Annotated in this window: 19 protein-coding genes; 10 read left to right on the top strand and 9 right to left on the bottom strand. The window is 53.0% G+C overall.

Annotated features, from left to right (window positions below; all coding sequences use genetic code 11):
• Positions 1 to 21 precede the first annotated feature (21 nt).
• The gene (locus tag FCL49_RS23590) at positions 22 to 612 is read left to right on the top strand and encodes a DUF1454 family protein (protein WP_174355356.1); all 591 of its coding nucleotides are present in this window, start codon (positions 22 to 24) and stop codon (positions 610 to 612) included.
• Between the two features lie 127 nt (positions 613 to 739).
• Positions 740 to 1,507 carry a triose-phosphate isomerase gene (gene tpiA / locus FCL49_RS23585; protein WP_012147479.1) on the top strand — a complete coding sequence of 256 codons (768 nt, stop codon included), beginning with the start codon at positions 740 to 742 and terminating at the stop codon, positions 1,505 to 1,507.
• A gap of 66 nt (positions 1,508 to 1,573) precedes the next feature.
• Here tpiA and FCL49_RS23580 read toward each other — a convergent pair whose 3' ends face one another.
• The 3 genes from FCL49_RS23580 to fieF form a co-directional block, all read right to left on the bottom strand.
• Positions 1,574 to 2,569 carry a sulfate ABC transporter substrate-binding protein gene (locus FCL49_RS23580; protein ID WP_174355355.1) on the bottom strand — a complete coding sequence of 332 codons (996 nt, stop codon included), beginning with the start codon at positions 2,567 to 2,569 and terminating at the stop codon, positions 1,574 to 1,576.
• A 185-nt stretch (positions 2,570 to 2,754) separates the two neighbouring features.
• Complete coding sequence (gene pfkA, locus FCL49_RS23575; RefSeq protein ID WP_174355354.1) at positions 2,755 to 3,717, bottom strand: 6-phosphofructokinase; 963 nt, start codon at positions 3,715 to 3,717, stop codon at positions 2,755 to 2,757.
• 231 nt (positions 3,718 to 3,948) lie between these two features.
• Entirely contained in the window at positions 3,949 to 4,851 is a 903-nt protein-coding gene (gene fieF, locus FCL49_RS23570) for a CDF family cation-efflux transporter FieF (protein ID WP_174355353.1), read from the bottom strand.
• A gap of 446 nt (positions 4,852 to 5,297) precedes the next feature.
• On the opposite strand from fieF, the gene FCL49_RS23565 reads away from it, so the two are divergent.
• Positions 5,298 to 6,872 (top strand): LTA synthase family protein, encoded by a 1,575-nt coding sequence (locus FCL49_RS23565; RefSeq protein ID WP_174355352.1) that lies wholly within the window; start codon positions 5,298 to 5,300, stop codon positions 6,870 to 6,872.
• Between the two features lie 135 nt (positions 6,873 to 7,007).
• On the opposite strand, the gene cpxP is transcribed toward FCL49_RS23565, so the two are convergent.
• On the bottom strand, positions 7,008 to 7,502 hold the full coding sequence (cpxP, locus tag FCL49_RS23560) for a cell-envelope stress modulator CpxP (protein WP_174355351.1): 495 nt from the start codon (positions 7,500 to 7,502) through the stop codon (positions 7,008 to 7,010).
• 149 nt (positions 7,503 to 7,651) lie between these two features.
• On the opposite strand from cpxP, the gene cpxR reads away from it, so the two are divergent.
• From cpxR to FCL49_RS23540, 4 genes are all read left to right on the top strand, one after another.
• A complete protein-coding gene (gene cpxR, locus FCL49_RS23555) occupies positions 7,652 to 8,350 on the top strand; it encodes an envelope stress response regulator transcription factor CpxR (protein ID WP_004953234.1) in 699 nt (232 codons plus the stop codon).
• Positions 8,347 to 9,720 carry an envelope stress sensor histidine kinase CpxA gene (cpxA, locus tag FCL49_RS23550; protein ID WP_017894427.1) on the top strand — a complete coding sequence of 458 codons (1,374 nt, stop codon included), beginning with the start codon at positions 8,347 to 8,349 and terminating at the stop codon, positions 9,718 to 9,720. Before cpxR ends, cpxA begins: the two co-directional genes overlap by 4 nt.
• A 63-nt stretch (positions 9,721 to 9,783) precedes the next feature.
• Positions 9,784 to 10,257: a tRNA (uridine(34)/cytosine(34)/5-carboxymethylaminomethyluridine(34)-2'-O)-methyltransferase TrmL gene (trmL, locus tag FCL49_RS23545; protein ID WP_012147485.1), complete on the top strand. Its 474-nt coding sequence runs from the start codon at positions 9,784 to 9,786 to the stop codon at positions 10,255 to 10,257.
• Between the two features lie 151 nt (positions 10,258 to 10,408).
• Entirely contained in the window at positions 10,409 to 11,080 is a 672-nt protein-coding gene (locus tag FCL49_RS23540) for a DUF3313 domain-containing protein (protein ID WP_174355350.1), read from the top strand.
• A 63-nt stretch (positions 11,081 to 11,143) separates the two neighbouring features.
• On the opposite strand, the gene cysE is transcribed toward FCL49_RS23540, so the two are convergent.
• The 5 genes from cysE to FCL49_RS23515 form a co-directional block, all read right to left on the bottom strand.
• On the bottom strand, positions 11,144 to 11,965 hold the full coding sequence (gene cysE, locus FCL49_RS23535; protein WP_174355349.1) for a serine O-acetyltransferase: 822 nt from the start codon (positions 11,963 to 11,965) through the stop codon (positions 11,144 to 11,146).
• A gap of 106 nt (positions 11,966 to 12,071) precedes the next feature.
• Positions 12,072 to 13,091, bottom strand: coding sequence for an NAD(P)H-dependent glycerol-3-phosphate dehydrogenase (gpsA, locus tag FCL49_RS23530; RefSeq protein ID WP_174355348.1), 1,020 nt, complete (start codon positions 13,089 to 13,091; stop codon positions 12,072 to 12,074).
• Positions 13,091 to 13,561, bottom strand: a complete 471-nt coding sequence (gene secB, locus FCL49_RS23525; RefSeq protein WP_012147489.1) for a protein-export chaperone SecB — start codon at positions 13,559 to 13,561, stop codon at positions 13,091 to 13,093. The genes gpsA and secB overlap by 1 nt, the downstream gene beginning before the upstream one ends.
• A gap of 59 nt (positions 13,562 to 13,620) precedes the next feature.
• On the bottom strand, positions 13,621 to 13,869 hold the full coding sequence (gene grxC, locus FCL49_RS23520; protein ID WP_012147490.1) for a glutaredoxin 3: 249 nt from the start codon (positions 13,867 to 13,869) through the stop codon (positions 13,621 to 13,623).
• 28 nt (positions 13,870 to 13,897) lie between these two features.
• Positions 13,898 to 14,332, bottom strand: a complete 435-nt coding sequence (locus tag FCL49_RS23515) for a rhodanese-like domain-containing protein (RefSeq protein WP_012147491.1) — start codon at positions 14,330 to 14,332, stop codon at positions 13,898 to 13,900.
• 308 nt (positions 14,333 to 14,640) lie between these two features.
• Here FCL49_RS23515 and gpmM point away from each other — a divergent pair, with 308 nt between their 5' ends.
• The 3 genes from gpmM to FCL49_RS23500 are packed head-to-tail and all read left to right on the top strand — an operon-like array spanning position 14,641 to position 18,491.
• The gene (gene gpmM, locus FCL49_RS23510) at positions 14,641 to 16,185 is read left to right on the top strand and encodes a 2,3-bisphosphoglycerate-independent phosphoglycerate mutase (protein WP_174355347.1); all 1,545 of its coding nucleotides are present in this window, start codon (positions 14,641 to 14,643) and stop codon (positions 16,183 to 16,185) included.
• A 9-nt stretch (positions 16,186 to 16,194) separates the two neighbouring features.
• The gene (gene envC / locus FCL49_RS23505; RefSeq protein ID WP_026142594.1) at positions 16,195 to 17,529 is read left to right on the top strand and encodes a murein hydrolase activator EnvC; all 1,335 of its coding nucleotides are present in this window, start codon (positions 16,195 to 16,197) and stop codon (positions 17,527 to 17,529) included.
• A gap of 2 nt (positions 17,530 to 17,531) precedes the next feature.
• Positions 17,532 to 18,491, top strand: coding sequence for a divergent polysaccharide deacetylase family protein (locus FCL49_RS23500; protein ID WP_174355346.1), 960 nt, complete (start codon positions 17,532 to 17,534; stop codon positions 18,489 to 18,491).
• The last annotated feature ends 19 nt before the right edge of the window (positions 18,492 to 18,510 follow it).

Below are 18,510 nucleotides of genomic sequence, written 5' to 3'. Positions count from 1 at the left end.
TTCTTGATGCCGTGTTATACCATGCTGAGAAAAACCATCGCCATCGCCGGCCTGTTGCTGAGTATCAGCAGCGCCTGGGCCGATCCGCCGGATGCCACAGTCAGTGCATCACCCACCGCGCCGTACCTGCAGGCAGGGGCGCCGACGTTTGATCTGACAGTGGTAAAATTCCGCGAAAAATATAACCGCGACAACCCGGCGCTGCCGATTGGCGAATTTCGCGCCATCGCCACCGCAGAAGACGATACGCCACTGCTGACGCGAGCCGCCAGCAAGCTGAACGAAAATCTCTATGCCTCCACTGCGCTGGAGAAGGGCACCGGCAAAATCAAAACGCTGCAAATTACCCATCTGCCGCTGCAGCAAAGCAGCGAAGAAAAGGCGGCCCGTACCATTGCCATCAGCTATATGGCCGCACTGATGCGCCAGTTTGAACCGGCGCTGACGGTGGAAAAAAGCCTGAGCAAAGTAGCCAACCTGCTGGAGAAAGGCAAAGGGTCACGCTTTTACCAACAGCAGGTCGGTGCGATCCGTTATGTGGTCGCGGACAACGGCGATAAAGGGGTAACTTTCGCTGTTGAACCGGTTAAGCTGACGCTATCCGAGCCGTAACAGCTGGTCATTTAATGACGAAAAGCAAAGCCTTCGCGCTTAATCATCTCTATACTGTTGGGCAGGTAAACTGCCGGTCCGGCAGTGGTTATTTCGACTCTCGCGTTCCCTTGTTGGAGGAAAAAACATGCGTCATCCATTAGTTATGGGTAACTGGAAGCTTAACGGCAGCACTCACATGGTTAACGAACTGATCGCCGCGCTGCGCAATGAACTGAGCAGCGTTGACGGTTGTGGCGTCGCTATCGCACCACCGGTCATGTACCTGGACCAGGCCAAGCACGCACTGGCCGGCAGCCGCATCGCTCTGGGCGCCCAAAACGTAGACGTGAACCTGTCCGGCGCATTCACCGGTGAAGTTTCCGCCGACATGCTGAAAGATATTGGTGCGCAATACATCATCATCGGCCACTCCGAGCGTCGCACTTACCACAAAGAAACTGACGCTGCGATCGCCGAGAAATTTGCCGTGCTGAAAACTGCCGGTCTGATCCCAGTGCTGTGCATCGGTGAAACAGACGCTGAAAACGAAGCGGGTAAAACCGAAGAAGTTTGCGCACGCCAGATCGACGCCGTACTGAAAACCCAGGGTGCAGAAGCCTTTAAAGGCGCGGTTATCGCTTATGAGCCAATTTGGGCTATCGGTACCGGTAAATCTGCTACCCCTGCGCAAGCACAGGCAGTACACAAATTTATCCGCGATCACATCGCCAAGCAGGACGCAGCCGTGGCTGCAGAAGTGATCATCCAGTACGGCGGCTCCGTGAACGATAAAAATGCTGCCGAGCTGTTCACTCAGCCGGACATCGACGGCGCGCTGGTTGGCGGCGCATCACTGAAAGCCGATGCTTTCGCCGTGATCGTCAAAGCCGCTGCAGCAGCTAAAAAAGCCTGATTTCACCCGGCTAATAAATAACAAAACCCCGGCTTGCCGGGGTTTTTTATTGCTGCCCATTGAGCATCAACGTTTGCTTATTTGGTCAAACACACCGCCGGTGGCAAAGTGCACCTTCTGCGCCTGGGTCCAACCACCGAAAGTATCATCCACGGTGAACAACTTCAGTTTCGGGAACTGGTCGGCAAACTTGGCCGCCACTGCCGCATCGCGTGGACGGTAATAGTTTTTCGCCGCAATGGTCTGCCCTTCCGGCGTATACAGATACTTAAGGTAAGCCGTAGCCACATCGCGGGTACCGCGCTTATCAACCACTTTATCCACTACCGACACGGTCGGCTCAGCCAGAATCGATTCGCTTGGAGTGATAATTTCAAATTTGTCCTTACCCAGCTCTTTTTCCGCCAGCAGCGCTTCGTTCTCCCAGGCGATCAGAACATCACCGATACCGCGTTCAACGAAGGTATTGGTTGAGCCTCGTGCACCGGAATCCAGCACTTCGACGTTCTTATACAGGTTTTTAACGAATTCTTGCGCCTTGGCCTGATCGTTATTGTTCTGATGCAGCGCGTAACCCCAGGCTGCCAGATAGTTCCAACGCGCGCCGCCAGAGGTTTTCGGGTTCGGCGTGATTACCGAGACACCCGGTTTGATCAAATCCGCCCAGTCGTGAATTTGTTTTGGGTTGCCTTTGCGCACCAGGAACACAATGGTCGAGGTATAAGGCGCCGAGTTGTCCGGCAGGCGTTTGATCCACGCTTTGTCAATGCGCCCGCGCTCGGCGATAGCGTCCACGTCATAGGCCAGCGCCAGTGTCACCACGTCTGCCTCAATGCCGTTAATCACCGAGGTCGCCTGCTTGCCGGAGCCGCCATGCGACTGGCGAACCGTGACTTTATCGCCGGTCTGTTGCTGCCAGTATTTACCGAATGCGGTGTTGTATTCCTGATAGAATTCACGCGTCGGGTCGTATGAAACGTTCAGCAATTGGATATCTTTCGCCATAGCGCCGGACGCCAGCAGCATGATTGTCAGACCTACACCCCATTTACTCGTACGCATCGACTCGCTCCCCAGGAAAAATAATCGCAACCTCAATCGGTTGATTTAGCATCAGAGCCTGCCAGAAACTGGTCTATCAATTAAAGAATAAAAAATGTTGGGCTAGACGATTCTGGAATATACCGCGGCAGACATAAAAAAAGCCTCCGCATGCGGAGGCTTCGATTGCCTGAATAAAAACGGGATCAGTACAGCTTTTTCGCCGTATCCAGCCAGTCGCCCTTGAATGGACGCTTCATATTTTCGATCGCATCGATGATGTCGTGGTGCACCATCTTCTCGTTTTGGATACCGACACAGCGGCCACCGTAGCCCTGCAACAACAGCTCGATGGCGTAAGCGCCCATGCGGGAAGCCAGAATACGGTCGTAAGCTACCGGAGAACCGCCGCGCTGAATATGCCCCAACACGGTAGCGCGGGTTTCACGCTTGGTTTCTTGCTCGATATGGCGCGCCAGCTCATCGATATCGCAGATATGCTCGGTGATCGCCACGATCGCGTGTTTTTTACCCTTTTCGATACCGGCTTTGATTTCACACACCAGATCTTCGCGGTTGAACTCAATTTCAGGCAATACGATGAACTCGCAACCGCCGGCAATCGCCGCCGCCAGCGTCAGATCGCCGCAATAACGCCCCATCACTTCAACGATAGAAATACGCTGATGTGAAGATGAGGTGTCACGCAGGCGGTCAATCGCTTCCACCACGGTTTCAAGCGCGGTGAAGAAACCGATGGTGTAGTCGGTACCGGCCACGTCGTTATCGATAGTGCCCGGCAAGCCAATACAAGGGAAACCTTCTTCCGTCAGGCGTTTAGCGCCCATATAGGAACCGTCACCGCCAATCACCACCAGCGCATCAATGCCGCGGTTTTGCAGATTTTCAATCGCCTTGGCACGTACGCTGTCGTCTCTGAACTCCGGGAAACGGGCTGAACCAAGGAAGGTGCCGCCGCGATTGATCATATCGGACACGCTGTAGCGGTCCAATTTTTCCATGCGATCTTCGTACAAGCCAAGGTAGCCATCGTAAATACCAAAAACTTCCAGACCCTCTGAAAGTGCAGCACGCACAACGCCACGGATCGCAGCGTTCATACCCGGCGAATCACCGCCACTCGTCAGTACACCGATTTTCTTGATCATGACTACCTCTGAACTGTAGATGCAATTTCTTAAGAATTCTGTATTCGCCGATTGTCTTGGAACCTCTCCGGCTGCAGAAAATCAGCTTTACGGCTTATTGCTGGATATTATAACAAAAACACCCAGCTGAATTGATTCAAGTCACGCAATATTGCGGTAAAAAACCACTATGGCACGCCGAGCTAACTCCGCCATTCACCCGTTGCACCAATCTTACAGGCCCTGCATTGATTATAGCTCCCAACGCCCCTGTCGGCCCTCTGGTACCACAGAACAGGGATCCTGGTGGATGAGGACATCCGCCCCGGGGAAACGATGCAACAATGCCTGCTCCACTTGCTCGGCCAGAAGATGCGCCTGCATCAGCGGCAGCGCATCGTCCATTTCCAGATGCAACTGGATAAAACGCGTCGGACCGGACTGGCGGGTCCGCAGATCGTGCGCCCCTTTCACCCCTGGCCAGGAAGAAATCACATCAATGATCGCCTGACGTTCATCATCCGGCAATGCCCTGTCCAGCAGCGATTGCACAGCTTCATTACCCATCCGCAACGCGCTATAAAGAATGTAGACGCCAATGACCAATGCAAACAGCGCATCCGCTCGTTGAAAACCGTACCAGCTTAGCGCAAGCGCTATAAGAATAGCACCATTCATCATGACATCTGACTGATAATGCAGCATATCTGCTCGTACTGCCTGACTACGGGTTTTCCTTACCACCCAACGCTGATAGGTGACCAGCAGCAAGGTGCTGAACAACGCCACCACCGTCACGGCAATACCAATACCGGGATCGCGCAGTGTTTCCGGAGAGTACAGATGCTGGAAGCCGGTCAGAAACAGAAACAGCGCCGAACCGGAAATAAACATGCTCTGCGCCAGCGCGGCCAGCGACTCGGCCTTACCATGCCCGAAGGTGTGTTCCTCGTCGGCTGGCTGCAGCGAATAACGCACCACCAGCAAGTTTGTCAGCGACGCGGCAATATCCACCAATGAATCTACCAGCGCCGCCAGCAGGCTCACGGAACCGGTGTGGTACCAGGCGACAATCTTGATCAGTAGCAGTATGGAGGCCAACGCAGTGGCAGCTAACGCGGCGGATTTCACCAGACGCGCATATTGCGGTTCCATAACCCATCCATGTTAAACATTGAGAGGGTCAATATAGCGGAATGATGGACAAAAAAAACCCCGCCATCATGGCGGGGGAAGACTCACCTTGCATGATATTGCCTAAGTCTGGCCAGTTTTGGTGCTACGAAAAAATGTAATATTTAGCTTTATACGTCACGGAATGCATATCTTCGGAACCGGTTACGCAAAAAAAATACTTTTTATATTGGGCGCGACCTATCTAAATTATTTCATCCGATAACTTAAATTATTATTTTTTCACAAAAAAATAATAATTATGATTAAATAAAAATACCACTGACAAAAAACCAAAAATATTACAACTACAACCTCAATCATAAACAAAAAACAATTTATTGAAAATAACAACTATCCCACTATAAAATACCATTCATCTTTCAATTACAGTTAGTTTAAACTGTATATAATCACAAGAAGCGGCAATGAACAAATTAATCACAAATTTAACCTACCCCATCAAATTATTTATAATAATTTACATTGTTGGTTTTTCGCACAGTTTTTTACTCCCCTTCATCATGGAAATGACAGCAATCACTTTGCTCGTGCGATATAGATCATACTTATTAATTAAAATAATTGCGCTGTTTTTTGTTGTAATTGAAGGGGTTCAGCTGTCCTCAATATTTAACACGGGATTTTACATACAGCCATTAACCATAACAAACCTTGGCGAAGCTAGAGTGGTAGGCGTTGAAATTATTGCATCAACAATATTAATCACTCTACTTTATTTTGCTTTATCTTTTAAATCATCTCAAAAACCGCTTAAAGGCTTACCACTGGTTTGTTTATTATTTTCTTCAGTGATGGCAATTTTATTATGGAAAAACACACCAATATATAAATTTTCAAATAGCGTTTATGAAGCATATAACCAATATAGCAGCATCTATGCGATAAACCCAAGCAATGCGAAATACTTTAAAAGGGAGTCTATCTCATCTGAAAAAGACAGCCTTCCTCTGTCGCTACATTCAAAAAACCAAAATATAGTCGTCATCTTTACCGAAGGACTATCCTCTGTGGTTATGAGTGATAATATGACACCTAATCTTATCAAGCTCTCCCGGCAGTCTTTCAATTTTTTAAATTACTATAACCATACAGCAGCGACATTTCGTGGTATCCGGGGACAACTGACATCAGGTTATCAATTCCTCGGTGGATTCAATCCAGAACATGTTGGTGTAGGTGAAGTATCAGCTACCACGGTAAAGAGACGTTTTAACGGAAAATTGATCAGTATACCAAACATACTTGCAACGCATAATTATACATCTTATTTTATCGCTCCGAACAGCAGACAAGAAAATCTTAGCCAAATGATATCCACACTAGGATTTGATGATGTTTATGGTAACGAGGATTTCAATGATGCCACAGATATTAAGTTAACCGATAAACAAACCTATGAGTTACTGTGGGAAAAAATTAATGAACCCCATGATAAACCTTTCTTTATAGGCGTCTACACCGTAGGCACTCATATTGGAATGGATAGTCCGGACGAAAAATTTGGTGACGGCAATAACGAATACAATAATAAATTCCATAATCTTGACCATCAGTTCGGCGTTTTTTTTGAGAAGTTTAAAAATAGCAAAATTGCAGACAATACCATCCTTGTATTTACAGCTGATCATGCTGCCTTCCCTACGCCAAAATTCAAGGAAACATTTAACTCAGAAAGCGATGTATTTGTTGATAAAATACCATTGATGATTTATAAGAAAAACGCACCAACAATAAATTTTGATGTGGATGGTAAAAACTCACTAGCTCTGGCTCCAACTCTGCTGGATATACTTGGAGTAAAGAATGGAGGGAATTACTTCCTTGGCTGCTCTTTATTTGACAGTCATTGTTCAAGTGTCTTTGAGAATACTACGGCTATTGGAAGTTTCATTGTTAACACTAAAAATTCAAAAATGAGCATTGGTGAAAAAACAGAAATAACAGAGAAAATCAATCGCTACTATACAATTAGTGGATAGAGTGCATCTAAGAACAATCATTAATGCCGTGATCTTAATCAACAACTCAAGAACGACTAAAAAATTGACAAAAAAAACCCCGCCATCATGGCGGGGGAAGACAGGGATGGTGTCTATGGCAAGGAAAAACAGGGACTACTCAGTCATACTTAACTTCTGGGCAGAAGTTTGCTGCAAACCAGAAATTTGTTGCTCCATCTGCTGCATGCGCTGCTGATGTTTCCGGTCTAAAACACTTTTTTGCTGTGGCGTCAGCAGGTTATACATTTGGTTGCGTACTCTGGCCATTTCGACCTGACGCTTAACCTGTTGCTGAGCCATCTGTTCCGCCTGGGCATACACGGCGGCTTCATCAAATTTGTCTGCGGTCACCAGCTTATGCATGGCTTCCATTTCAGCTACATTGACACCAGGCAAATCGTGGCGGGCCTGGCGCATTAAATCGCGCATTCGCTGACGCTGCTCTTCGGTCAGGCTGACACCGTCAAACATGTGGTGCTGACCTGGTGCTCGAGTCATCGTGTCGTTGCCGGGAGTCGGTACAGTTTCCGATGTAGTGTCAGCAGCAAACGCAGCGGTAGAACCTATTGCCAGCATTGATGCCATAACTAATGCGGTCACCTTACGCATTTTAACTCCTCGTGCTTTCTCACTTTGCGAATCAACGAGGAGCAGTGTACTGCTGCACCTGCAAACATGCGTCAGTGCATGTAAAACTACGTAAAGTCATGGAATGCCAACAGTTGATGACGTATTTTGCGTCAGGAGGAAAAAATACAATGAACAAAATTCTGTTAGTTGACGACGACCGCGAGCTGACCTCGCTGTTAAAAGAACTGCTTGAAATGGAAGGTTTTACCATCGTCGTGGCCTACGATGGTGAACAGGCGTTGTCGCTTCTGGACAGCTCCATTGATCTGCTGTTGCTCGATATCATGATGCCGAAGAAAAACGGTATCGATACGTTAAAAGAGCTGCGTCAGCACCACCAGACGCCAGTGATTATGCTGACCGCACGCGGCAGCGAATTGGACCGCGTACTGGGTCTGGAACTGGGTGCCGATGACTACTTGCCAAAACCTTTTAACGATCGTGAGCTGGTAGCTCGCATTCGGGCGATCCTGCGCCGTTCCAACTGGAGCGAACAGCAGCAAAACGTCGATACGGGCGCGCCCACGCTGGACGTTGACGGCTTGCAGCTCAATCCAGGCCGCCAGGAAGCCAGCTTTGACGGCCAAACGCTGGATCTTACCGGCACCGAATTTACCCTGTTGTACCTGCTGGCACAGCATCTGGGCCAGGTGGTATCACGTGAACTGCTTAGCCAGGAAGTGCTGGGCAAACGTCTGACGCCGTTTGATCGCGCCATCGATATGCACATCTCTAACCTGCGACGTAAACTACCGAACCGCAAAGACGGCCACCCGTGGTTCAAAACGTTGCGTGGACGGGGTTACTTAATGGTATCTGCAACATGATCAACAGTTTGACGGCACGCATCTTCGCCATTTTTTGGTTCACATTAGCCCTGGTGCTGATGCTGGTGTTGATGGTGCCCAAGCTCGACTCCCGCCAAATGACCTCGCTGCTGGACAGCGAGCAGCGGCAGGGGCTGATGCTGGAACAACATGTCGAGGCCGAGTTGCAAAACGATCCGGCCAACGACCTGATGTGGTGGCGGCGTTTATTCCGCGCCATTGAAAAATGGGCCCCGCCAGGGCAGCGTCTGATCCTGGTCACCAGCGAAGGCCGGGTGATTGGTAACATGCAGCGCAACGAAATGCAGTTGGTACGTAATTTTATCGGCCAATCTGATAATTCCGACCACCCGAAGAAGAAGAAATACGGCCGTGTCGAGCTGGTCGGTCCCTTCTCCGTGCGCGATGGTGAAGACAATTACCAGTTGTATCTAATTCGCCCCGCCAACAGCCCACAATCCGATTTCATCAACCTGATGTTCGACCGGCCGCTACTGTTGCTGATCGTCACCATGTTGATCAGCGCCCCATTGCTGCTATGGCTGGCCTGGAGTCTGGCGAAACCGGCACGTAAGCTGAAAAACGCGGCCGATGACGTCGCCCGTGGCAACCTGAAACAGCATCCGGAACTGGAAGCCGGGCCACAAGAGTTCCTGGCCACCGGCGCCAGTTTCAACCAAATGGTCAGTTCTCTGGAACGCATGATGACCGCCCAACAGCGGCTGATCTCCGACATCTCGCATGAGCTGCGCACCCCGCTAACCCGTCTGCAGCTGGCTACCGCGTTAATGCGTCGTCGCCACGGCGAAGGGCGTGAGCTGGAGCGCATCGAAACCGAGGCGCAGCGTCTGGACTCGATGATCAACGATCTGTTGGTGTTGTCACGAGGACAGCAGAAAAGCGAGTTGGTCCGTGAGCGGCTGCTGGCCAATGAACTGTGGGCCAATGTACTCGATGACGCCAGCTTTGAAGCCGAGCAAATGGGCAAGCATTTGGAAGTTACCGCCCCTCCCGGTCCATGGACGCTGTTCGGCAACGCCGGCGCGTTGGACAGCGCACTGGAAAACATTGTGCGTAACGCGCTGCGCTACTCAAACACCAGGATCGCCGTGGCGTTCAGCGCGGACAACCAGGGCATCACTATTGTGGTCGACGACGACGGCCCGGGCGTCAGTACGGAAGATCGCGAGCAAATTTTCCGTCCGTTTTATCGCACCGACGAAGCACGCGATCGCGCCTCCGGTGGCACCGGTTTGGGCCTGGCAATCGTAGAGGCGGCGGTCAACCAGCATCGCGGCTGGGTAAAAGCGGAAGACAGTCCGCTCGGTGGCCTGCGGTTGGTGTTATGGCTACCGCTGCATCAGCGCTGATCGCCTAAGACAGGTCGGTAAGATTTTGTTATTCTGCGCCCCTCGTCATGAGGGGCTTTTTACATGTTGAACATTGTTTTATTCGAACCTGAAATTCCACCCAATACCGGTAATATCATCCGCCTGTGCGCCAATACCGGCTTTCAACTGCACCTGATAGAACCGATGGGCTTCCCGTGGGATGACAAACGCCTGCGCCGCGCCGGGCTGGACTATCATGAATTCGCCAGCATCCGACGTCACGCCGACTACGCCGCTTTTATCGCCAGCGAAAACCCTCAGCGGCTGTTTGCCCTGACCACCAAAGGCACTCCGGCACACAGCGCGGTCAGCTATCAGGCCGGCGATTACCTGCTGTTTGGACCGGAAACCCGCGGCCTTCCTGCAGAGATCCTCGAGGCGCTGCCCGCCCAGCAGAAAATCCGCATTCCCATGCAGGCGCAAAGCCGCAGCATGAACCTGTCTAATGCCGTGGCCGTGGTGGTGTATGAAGCCTGGCGGCAGCTGGACTATGCTGGCGCACTGATCAAATCCTGACCACGTGCTTTGCAGGTAAAAACAAGCTGTACATCACGATCCTGATAGGCCGCTCTGAAACATGGCACGCTCGGCGCCAAAACAATCGCTGTAGCAGAAGATAATGAGCTATGTTTTGTAAGGGTAATCGGCACTCATCATAGGAAATCGTATGAAAAAACAACGCTTGAGCGTTGCCATTGCAGTATTGGCGGCTGGCCTGTTGCTGGCGGGTTGTGCATCGAAAGTGACTAAAACAGAGCAGTACTCGGGCTTCCTGCCGGACTACAGCAAACTGCAGGAAACCAGCTCGCCAAGCGGACATAAAACGCTGCGTTGGATCGATCCTGACTTTAAAGAATCCAACTACCGAGGCGTGTATTTCTCCCCTGTAGTCTACTATCCAGCGGCAAAACCCAACGATCGCGTCAGCCAGCAAACGCTGGATAAAATCAGGAACTATACCGACCAAAGCATGAGAAAAGCGGTAGCCGAGCGCACGACAATCCTGAAAAGCCCGGCGGGTTCTCGCGTCTTGCTGGCAAAAGTGGCGATTACCGCCGTCTCCGCCGAAGATGAAGACGTGAAATTCTATGAAGTGGTGCCCGTTGCCGCAGTCGTTGCCAGCACCATGGCCGCCACCGGGCACCGGACGCAAAACACCACCCTGTTCCTGGAAGCGCAGCTGATCGATCAAGATACCGGCAAGACGGTGCTGGAGGTTGTGCGCAAGAACTACGGCAAAACCGTCAACAACGGCAGCTCACCGGTAACGGAAGAAGAAGTCAAAGCGGCAATCGATGAAATGGTCGCCGATACCGTAGCTTTCCCGAAACAGGGTTAACGCCGCGCTAAAAAGCATCAGGGGAGCCGAAGCTCCCCTGATTTTATTCTGTAACCCACCGGCTTAAATGCCATCGCCGTACTCAAAGCCGTGGTTGGTACCGTTGAAATACTGATCCATATCCATCGATGGCGTATCGCTTTCCGGCCGACCGACAATGCGCGCCGGCACACCGGCAGCCGTAGTATGCGGTGGCACCGATTGCAGCACTACTGAACCGGCACCGATTTTCGCGCCTTTTCCCACTTCGATATTGCCGAGAATTTTAGCCCCGGCGCCAATCATTACGCCTTCGCGGATCTTCGGATGGCGATCGCCGCTGGTCTTCCCGGTACCGCCGAGGGTGACCGACTGCAGAATAGAGACGTTGTTTTCTACCACCGCGGTTTCACCGATCACAATGCCGGTGGCGTGGTCGAGCATGATGCCGCAGCCAATGGTTGCCGCCGGGTGGATATCCACGCCAAAAGCGACCGAAATTTGGTTTTGCAGATAGATCGCCAGTGCCTGCCGCCCCTGCAACCACAACCAATGGCCAATACGGTATGCCTGCAGCGCGTGGAAGCCTTTCAGGTACAGCAGCGGCGTCGAGTACTTGTCTACTGCCGGGTCACGCAAGCGTACCGCCAGGATGTCGCGAGCCGCCGAAGCGATCATTTGCTGATCGGCCAGGTAGGCGTCCTCCACCACTTCACGCACCGCAATAGCGGGCATAATCGGGTTAGCCAACTTGTTTGCCAGAATATAGCTGAGCGCACCACCCAGGTTGTCGTGCTTGAGCAACGTCGCATGATAAAAGCTAGCCAGCATCGGTTCACACTCAGCCAGCTCTCTCGCCTCTGATTTGATGCTATTCCAGACCTGCTCTAACTCTTCTGACGACATCAGGTTCCTCTCCGCCTTGCAAAACAGGCTGCCTCACCGCATCGCAGTCAGACAGCCCAATTCAATTGCCGGGTCAGCATGCCGCCCCGCATATCGGTTTTATAGGTTATGCGCTGTGCTTTTCGTCTTTTCTGGTACGCCCAAGCAGGCTCAGCGCAGCTTCCTGGGCATTTTTATGGCAATACAGCACCTGATAAATCTGTTCGGTAATCGGCATTTCTACGCCGTAGCGTTGCGCCAGCGCCAATACCTCTTTGGTATTGCGATAACCTTCGACTACCTGACCGATGCTGTCCTGCGCTTCTTGTACGCCTTTACCCTGCCCCAGCATAATACCGAAACGGCGGTTACGCGATTGATTATCGGTGCAGGTTAACACCAGATCGCCCAACCCGGCCATGCCCATAAAGGTCGATGGATCAGCGCCCAATGCAGAGCCGAGACGGGTCATTTCTGTCAGGCCACGGGTAATCAGTGCAGTACGCGCATTGGCACCAAAACCGATACCGTCAGACATCCCGGCACCGATGGCAATCACGTTCTTCACCGCTCCGCCCAGTTGAACGCCGATAAAATCGGGGTTGCTGTATACGCGGAAACTTTTGCCGCAATGCAGCAACTGCTGCAAATCTTCGGCGAACTGTGCATCGGTAGAGGCCAGCGCAATCGCGGTCGGCAGCCCGGCAGCCAGCTCTTTGGCGAACGTCGGCCCTGAGACCACCGCCAGCGGAATAGCCTCGCCCAGCGCTTCGCGCGCCACGTCCTGCAACAGCCTGCCGGTTTCCGCTTCCAGCCCTTTGGTGGCCCACACAATGCGGGCATCCGGACGCAGATGCGGTTTCAACTGGCGCAGCACGTCACCGAACACATGGCTTGGCACCACCACCAGCACATCGCGGCTGGCAGCCAGCGCGCGCGCCAGATCGGCTTCGAGCAACAGCGTATCGGGGAAAGCTACATCGGGAAGAAATGCCTGGTTGCAGCGATCGTGCTGCATTTTTTGAATTTGCTCGGGGTTATGGCCCCACAGCACCACGGAGTGGCCGTTACGCGCCAGCGTAATAGCTAATGCGGTGCCGTACGAGCCGGCACCGATTACAGTCATTGAAGCATTGACGGTGTTCATCAGGCATCCTGATGTGGGGCGGCACCTTCGCCTTCTGACTGCTGCTGCAGATAGTTCATGAACAGCGCGTCAAAGTTAACCGGTGCCAGGTTCAACTGCGGGAATGTACCGCGAGAAACCAGGCTGGTGATGCACTCACGCGCATACGGGAACAGGATGTTCGGGCAGTATGCACCCAGGCAATGCGCCAGTTGAGTACCGTCGATGCCCGCTACGGAGAAGATACCCGCCTGCTGCACTTCACACAGGAACGCAGTTTCTTCGCCCAGGGACGCAGTCACGGTTACGCGCAGTACAACTTCATACACTTCATCAGCCAACTGGCTGGAAGCGGTATCTAGATCCAGTTTAACTTCTGGCTGCCATTCCTGCTGGAAAACCTGCGGAGCCTTTGGCGCTTCGAAGGAGATATCCTTGGTATAAATACGTTGGATCTGGAAAGCCATCTCGGTGCTGTTTTGTTCTGACATGTGTGTAATACCCTTGGTTAAACGTCCTTATTGATACTCAGTAACCGGCAGTCATCCGCTTAAAGCAGCGGATCCAGACCACCACGAGCATCGAGTTCATATAAATCATCACAGCCGCCGATATGTTGGCCGTCGATGAAAATCTGAGGCACGGTGGTGCGCCCACTGCGCGCAATCATCGCTTCGCGTTTTTCATTATCACCATCAATGGCGATTTCGTTAAACGCGGCGCCCTTGCTGTTCAGCAGCGCTTTGGCGCGATGACAGAACGGGCAGGTCGCTTTGGTGTAGATATCAATGTTAGCCATGGATTACCACCTCAAATACGTTAAAGAATTACTTACCGCGCACTAACGGCAGGTTTTCCCCGCTCCAGCCGGCAATACCGTCTTTCAGCGTAACTACGTTTTCAAAACCGGCCTTGCTCAGGTTCTCTGCCGGCTCGCGGGAGGTGGTGCCGTTGGCACAAACCACGATGATCGGCTGAGCCTTGTGTTTTTCCAGCTCGCCCAGACTGCCGCTTTTGATTTCGCTGGCGGTCAGGTTGATGGCGTTGGCCAGGTGGCCTCGGCGGAAATCATCACGGCTGCGGGTATCAACCACAACGGCATCTTCTTTATTTATCAGGCGGGTGGCTTCACCACGGGTGATCTCTTTCACCTTGGAGAAACTGCTCTTGAACGTCATGACGATCACCGCAACCAGCAGGGCGATCCAGGCCAGGCTCAGTATGGGATGCTTGCTAACGAATTGCATAATTTCTTGCAGCATGGGGTGTAACAACTCCCGTTAGTTAAGGGAAAAAATAACTCAAGGTTCCAGAGTATACCTGCCGAGTGCAGCAAATACAGCCAATAAGCAAGCGCTATTGCAGAAACTGCGGGCTACGCTGAGAAATTCACGATACCACAGCATAAAAGCCGCCCCTGTTCACCGCAACTTTGATCTCTCTGGGCTCTTTTTAAGCGGTTGCGTTGTAAAATCGGGCAGTTTTGAGAGTGAATAGCCATCCGCCCGGCCATGGGTTGATGGCTATTCACAACTTAAAAGTTCATAAAGTTCATAACGAGGTTAACGCAATGTCGAGCAACAAAAAGCCGATGGTACTGGTGATCCTGGACGGTTACGGCCACCGCGAGGAACAACAGGACAACGCCATTCTGAACGCCAAAACGCCGGTGATGGATCGTCTGTGGCAACAGCAACCCCATACGCTAATCGCCGCGTCCGGGCTGGATGTCGGCCTGCCTGACGGCCAGATGGGCAACTCCGAAGTCGGCCACGTCAACCTGGGTGCCGGGCGCATCGTTTATCAGGACCTGACCCGACTGGATAAAGAAATCAAAGAAGGTGATTTCTTCGCTAACCCAACGCTGACGGCAGCGGTCGATAAGGCCGTGCAGGCAGGCAAAGCGGTGCATATCATGGGTCTGCTGTCACCGGGCGGCGTCCACAGCCACGAAGACCATATTCTGGCGATGATTGAACTGGCTTCACAGCGCGGCGCCAAAGCCGTTTACCTGCACGCTTTCCTGGACGGTCGCGATACCCCGCCGCGCAGCGCAGAAGCCTCTCTGCAACGCTTTAGCGAAGCCTTTGCCAAACTGGGTACCGGGCGTATCGCATCACTGATTGGCCGTTATTACGCCATGGACCGCGACAACCGTTGGGACCGCGTTCAGCTGGCCTACGATCTGCTGACTCAGGCCAAGGGCGATTACCTCACCGATAATGCCGTGGGAGCCCTGCAGGCCGCCTATGAGCGCGGTGAAAACGACGAATTCGTCAAGCCGACCGTGCTGCAAGCCGCCGGTGAAGCCTCTGCCGAATTACATGATGGCGACGCACTGATCTTCATGAACTTCCGTGCCGATCGCGCACGCCAGATCGTCCGCTCCTTCGTTAATGCCGATTTCGACGGTTTCCCTCGCGCCAAAGTCATCAATTTTGGTGATTTCGTAATGTTGACCGAGTATGCCGCCGACATCAAAGCCCCTTGCGCCTATCCGCCGGCATCGCTGAGCAATACCTTCGGCGAGTGGCTGATGAAACACGACAAGACCCAGCTACGCATCTCGGAAACCGAAAAATACGCCCACGTCACCTTCTTCTATAACGGCGGTGTTGAAGAGCCGTTCACCGGTGAAGATCGCGTGCTGATCAACTCACCAAAGGTCGCTACCTATGATTTGCAGCCGGAAATGAGCGCGGCCGAACTGACCGATAAACTGCTGACAGCCATTGGCAGCGGCAAGTACGACGCTATTATCTGCAACTATCCGAATGGCGACATGGTAGGTCACACCGGGGTTTACGACGCAGCGGTGAAAGCAGTAGAAACGCTGGATAACTGCATCGCCCAGGTAGTCGAGGCGGTTAAGGCTGTTGACGGGCAGTTGCTGATCACCGCCGATCACGGCAACGCCGAACAGATGCGTGACCCGGCTACCGGTCAGGCGCATACCGCTCACACCAGCCTGCCGGTACCGCTGATTTACATCGGCAAGCCTGCCAAGGCAGTCAATGGTGGCAAGCTTTCGGACATCGCGCCAACCATGCTGACGCTGATGGGAATGGAAATCCCGCAAGAGATGACTGGTAAGCCGCTGTTCATCGTGGAATAATCCTTCTCCATGAGGGAAAAGGCGTTTTTTGCACTATCAAGGGTAACCCGAAGCGCAAACGCAGGCAGCCAACCGCTGCCTGAACGCACCGCGCCAAGGAAGTTGACCACCATGTGCGCCAGCGTATTTTACGCTGGCGTCTTGTTGTTGCCGTTAGCCAGCCAGGCGGCGGAGGACAACAAATCCCAGCTCAAAGACATCCAGCAGAGTATCGCCGAGAAAGAAAAGGCGGTTAAACAGCAGCAACAACAGCGCAGCTCACTGCAGGATCAACTTAAGCAGCAAGAAAAAACCATTGCCCAGGCCAGCCGCCTGCTGCGTGATACCCAGGGCACACTGAGCCAGTTGGGGAAAGATATCTCCGGCCTGAACGCCTCAATCGCCAAGCTGCAAAAGCAGCAGTCTACCCAGCAGGAAATCCTGGCCAAACAACTCGATGCCGCCTTTAGGCAGGGCCAGCACAGCGCCGTCCAATTGGTACTCAGCGGTGAAGAAAGCCAGCGCAGCGAGCGTATTTTGGCTTACTTCGGTTATCTGAACGAAGCACGTCAGCAAACGATTGAAGAGCTGAAACAAACCCGCGCCGAACTGGCCAAGCAAAAAACCACGCTGGTCGCCAAGCAAGGCCAACAGAAATCACTGCTGGGCGAACAACAGACGCAACAGCAAAAGCTGGAGCAGGCACGCGGAGCGCGTAAGAAAACCCTGACCGCACTGGAAGCCTCGCTGGAAAAAGACCAGCAGCGTCTGGTGGAACTGCGTCAGAACGAAACCCGCATGCGCGACAAAATTGCCCGGGCCGAACGTGAAGCCCGCGCCCGCGCGGAACGTGAAGCGCGTGAAGCCGCCAAGGTGCGCGAACAGGTTCGCGTCAAAGAACAACAGGCGAAGAAAACCGGCACCAGTTATAAACCAAGCGAAGCCGATCGCTCGCTGATGGCCCGTACCGGTGGCCTCGGCCGACCAAATGGACAGGCCATATGGCCAGTGCGCGGCCGCACACTGCACGGCTTTGGCGAACAGCTGCAAGGCGAGTTACGCTGGAAAGGCATGGTCATCGAGGCCAGAGAAGGCAGCGAAGTGAAAGCCATCGCCGATGGCCGCGTATTGCTGGCCGACTGGTTGCAGGGCTATGGTCTGGTGGTCGTCATCGAGCACGGTAAGGGTGACATGAGCCTGTATGGCTACAACCAGAGCGCGTTGGTCAATGTCGGGGCGCAGGTGCGTGCCGGTCAACCAATCGCCTTAGTGGGTACCAGCGGGGGCCAGGGAACGCCGTCGCTCTATTTCGAAATTCGTCGCCAGGGTCAGGCCGTTAACCCACTGCCGTGGTTGGGAAGATAGATTTGCGCTATATCAAAACCCGTACTGTCGTATTGATTGGCTGCCTGCTGCAGGTTTGCGCCGCACAGGCAGGAAAATTATCCATCGTTATCGATGATGTGGGCTATCGACCGCATGAAGAAGGCGCGGTGTTGCAGATGCCAACGGCGATCTCCGTCGCCGTACTGCCCAACGCACCCCATGCCCGCTTAATGGCTACCCGCGCCCACAGTCAGGGGCGTGAAGTGCTGATCCATATGCCAATGGCACCGCTCAGCAAACAACCGCTGGAACGCGATACGTTGCAGCCTTCGATGAGCAGCGAAGAGATCCAGCGTATTATCCGCAATGCGGTCAATAATGTGCCCTATGCGGTAGGTATGAATAACCACATGGGCAGCGCCATGACCTCCAGCCTGCCGGGCATGCAGAAAGTGATGCAGGCGCTCGACAGCTACCAGCTCTATTTCCTCGACAGCATGACCATTGGCAATAGCCAGGCCACTCGCGCTGCCGCCGGCACACACGTGAAGGTGATCAAGCGGAAGGTGTTCCTGGACGATACCGCCAACGAAGCCGATATCCGCCGTCAGTTCAACCGCGCGGTCGAGTTGGCACGACGCAACGGTTCCGCCATCGCCATTGGTCACCCGCGCCCGGCGACGGTAAGAGTGTTACAGCAAATGCTGCCGACATTGCCGGCCGATATTGTGTTGGTAAAACCCAGCTCACTGCTGAATGAACCGCAGGGCGGCAGCGGTGGCAGTTACGTCCCACCAGCGGTCAAACCGCCGAAACCGCAGCCGAAGAACCCGTTCACCGGCGGTATCAAGCAGTGTAAGGTCAAGTTGCCGAAGGAAAAAGTCAGTGCAGGCAAAGCCATAAGCGTGATCGGCGAAAGCGTGGCACAGTCGCCGGCCGTGACGTTCATCAAACACCAATGGCAACGCTGGACAGGGTCAGCGGTAGACAAACCTAAATGACTAGTCCTGCTATAGGTTG

Source organism: Serratia proteamaculans (genome assembly GCF_013337185.1).
Classification (GTDB): domain Bacteria; phylum Pseudomonadota; class Gammaproteobacteria; order Enterobacterales; family Enterobacteriaceae; genus Serratia; species Serratia proteamaculans_D.
Note: the sequence above shows the minus strand (reverse complement) of the source record. Positions and strands in the feature narration are given on the sequence as shown.

What these genes read in the sequence shown, in the direction of transcription:
- FCL49_RS23590 (WP_174355356.1), top strand. Translation starts at nt 22, where the DNA reads ATGCTGAGAAAAACCATCGCCATCGCCGGCCTGTTGCTGAGTATCAGC.
- tpiA (WP_012147479.1), top strand. Translation starts at nt 740, where the DNA reads ATGCGTCATCCATTAGTTATGGGTAACTGGAAGCTTAACGGCAGCACT.
- FCL49_RS23580 (WP_174355355.1), bottom strand. Translation starts at nt 2,569, where the DNA reads ATGCGTACGAGTAAATGGGGTGTAGGTCTGACAATCATGCTGCTGGCG.
- pfkA (WP_174355354.1), bottom strand. Translation starts at nt 3,717, where the DNA reads ATGATCAAGAAAATCGGTGTACTGACGAGTGGCGGTGATTCGCCGGGT.
- fieF (WP_174355353.1), bottom strand. Translation starts at nt 4,851, where the DNA reads ATGGAACCGCAATATGCGCGTCTGGTGAAATCCGCCGCGTTAGCTGCC.
- FCL49_RS23565 (WP_174355352.1), top strand. Translation starts at nt 5,298, where the DNA reads ATGAACAAATTAATCACAAATTTAACCTACCCCATCAAATTATTTATA.
- cpxP (WP_174355351.1), bottom strand. Translation starts at nt 7,502, where the DNA reads ATGCGTAAGGTGACCGCATTAGTTATGGCATCAATGCTGGCAATAGGT.
- cpxR (WP_004953234.1), top strand. Translation starts at nt 7,652, where the DNA reads ATGAACAAAATTCTGTTAGTTGACGACGACCGCGAGCTGACCTCGCTG.
- cpxA (WP_017894427.1), top strand. Translation starts at nt 8,347, where the DNA reads ATGATCAACAGTTTGACGGCACGCATCTTCGCCATTTTTTGGTTCACA.
- trmL (WP_012147485.1), top strand. Translation starts at nt 9,784, where the DNA reads ATGTTGAACATTGTTTTATTCGAACCTGAAATTCCACCCAATACCGGT.
- FCL49_RS23540 (WP_174355350.1), top strand. Translation starts at nt 10,409, where the DNA reads ATGAAAAAACAACGCTTGAGCGTTGCCATTGCAGTATTGGCGGCTGGC.
- cysE (WP_174355349.1), bottom strand. Translation starts at nt 11,965, where the DNA reads ATGTCGTCAGAAGAGTTAGAGCAGGTCTGGAATAGCATCAAATCAGAG.
- gpsA (WP_174355348.1), bottom strand. Translation starts at nt 13,091, where the DNA reads ATGAACACCGTCAATGCTTCAATGACTGTAATCGGTGCCGGCTCGTAC.
- secB (WP_012147489.1), bottom strand. Translation starts at nt 13,561, where the DNA reads ATGTCAGAACAAAACAGCACCGAGATGGCTTTCCAGATCCAACGTATT.
- grxC (WP_012147490.1), bottom strand. Translation starts at nt 13,869, where the DNA reads ATGGCTAACATTGATATCTACACCAAAGCGACCTGCCCGTTCTGTCAT.
- FCL49_RS23515 (WP_012147491.1), bottom strand. Translation starts at nt 14,332, where the DNA reads ATGCTGCAAGAAATTATGCAATTCGTTAGCAAGCATCCCATACTGAGC.
- gpmM (WP_174355347.1), top strand. Translation starts at nt 14,641, where the DNA reads ATGTCGAGCAACAAAAAGCCGATGGTACTGGTGATCCTGGACGGTTAC.
- envC (WP_026142594.1), top strand. Translation starts at nt 16,195, where the DNA reads ATGAGGGAAAAGGCGTTTTTTGCACTATCAAGGGTAACCCGAAGCGCA.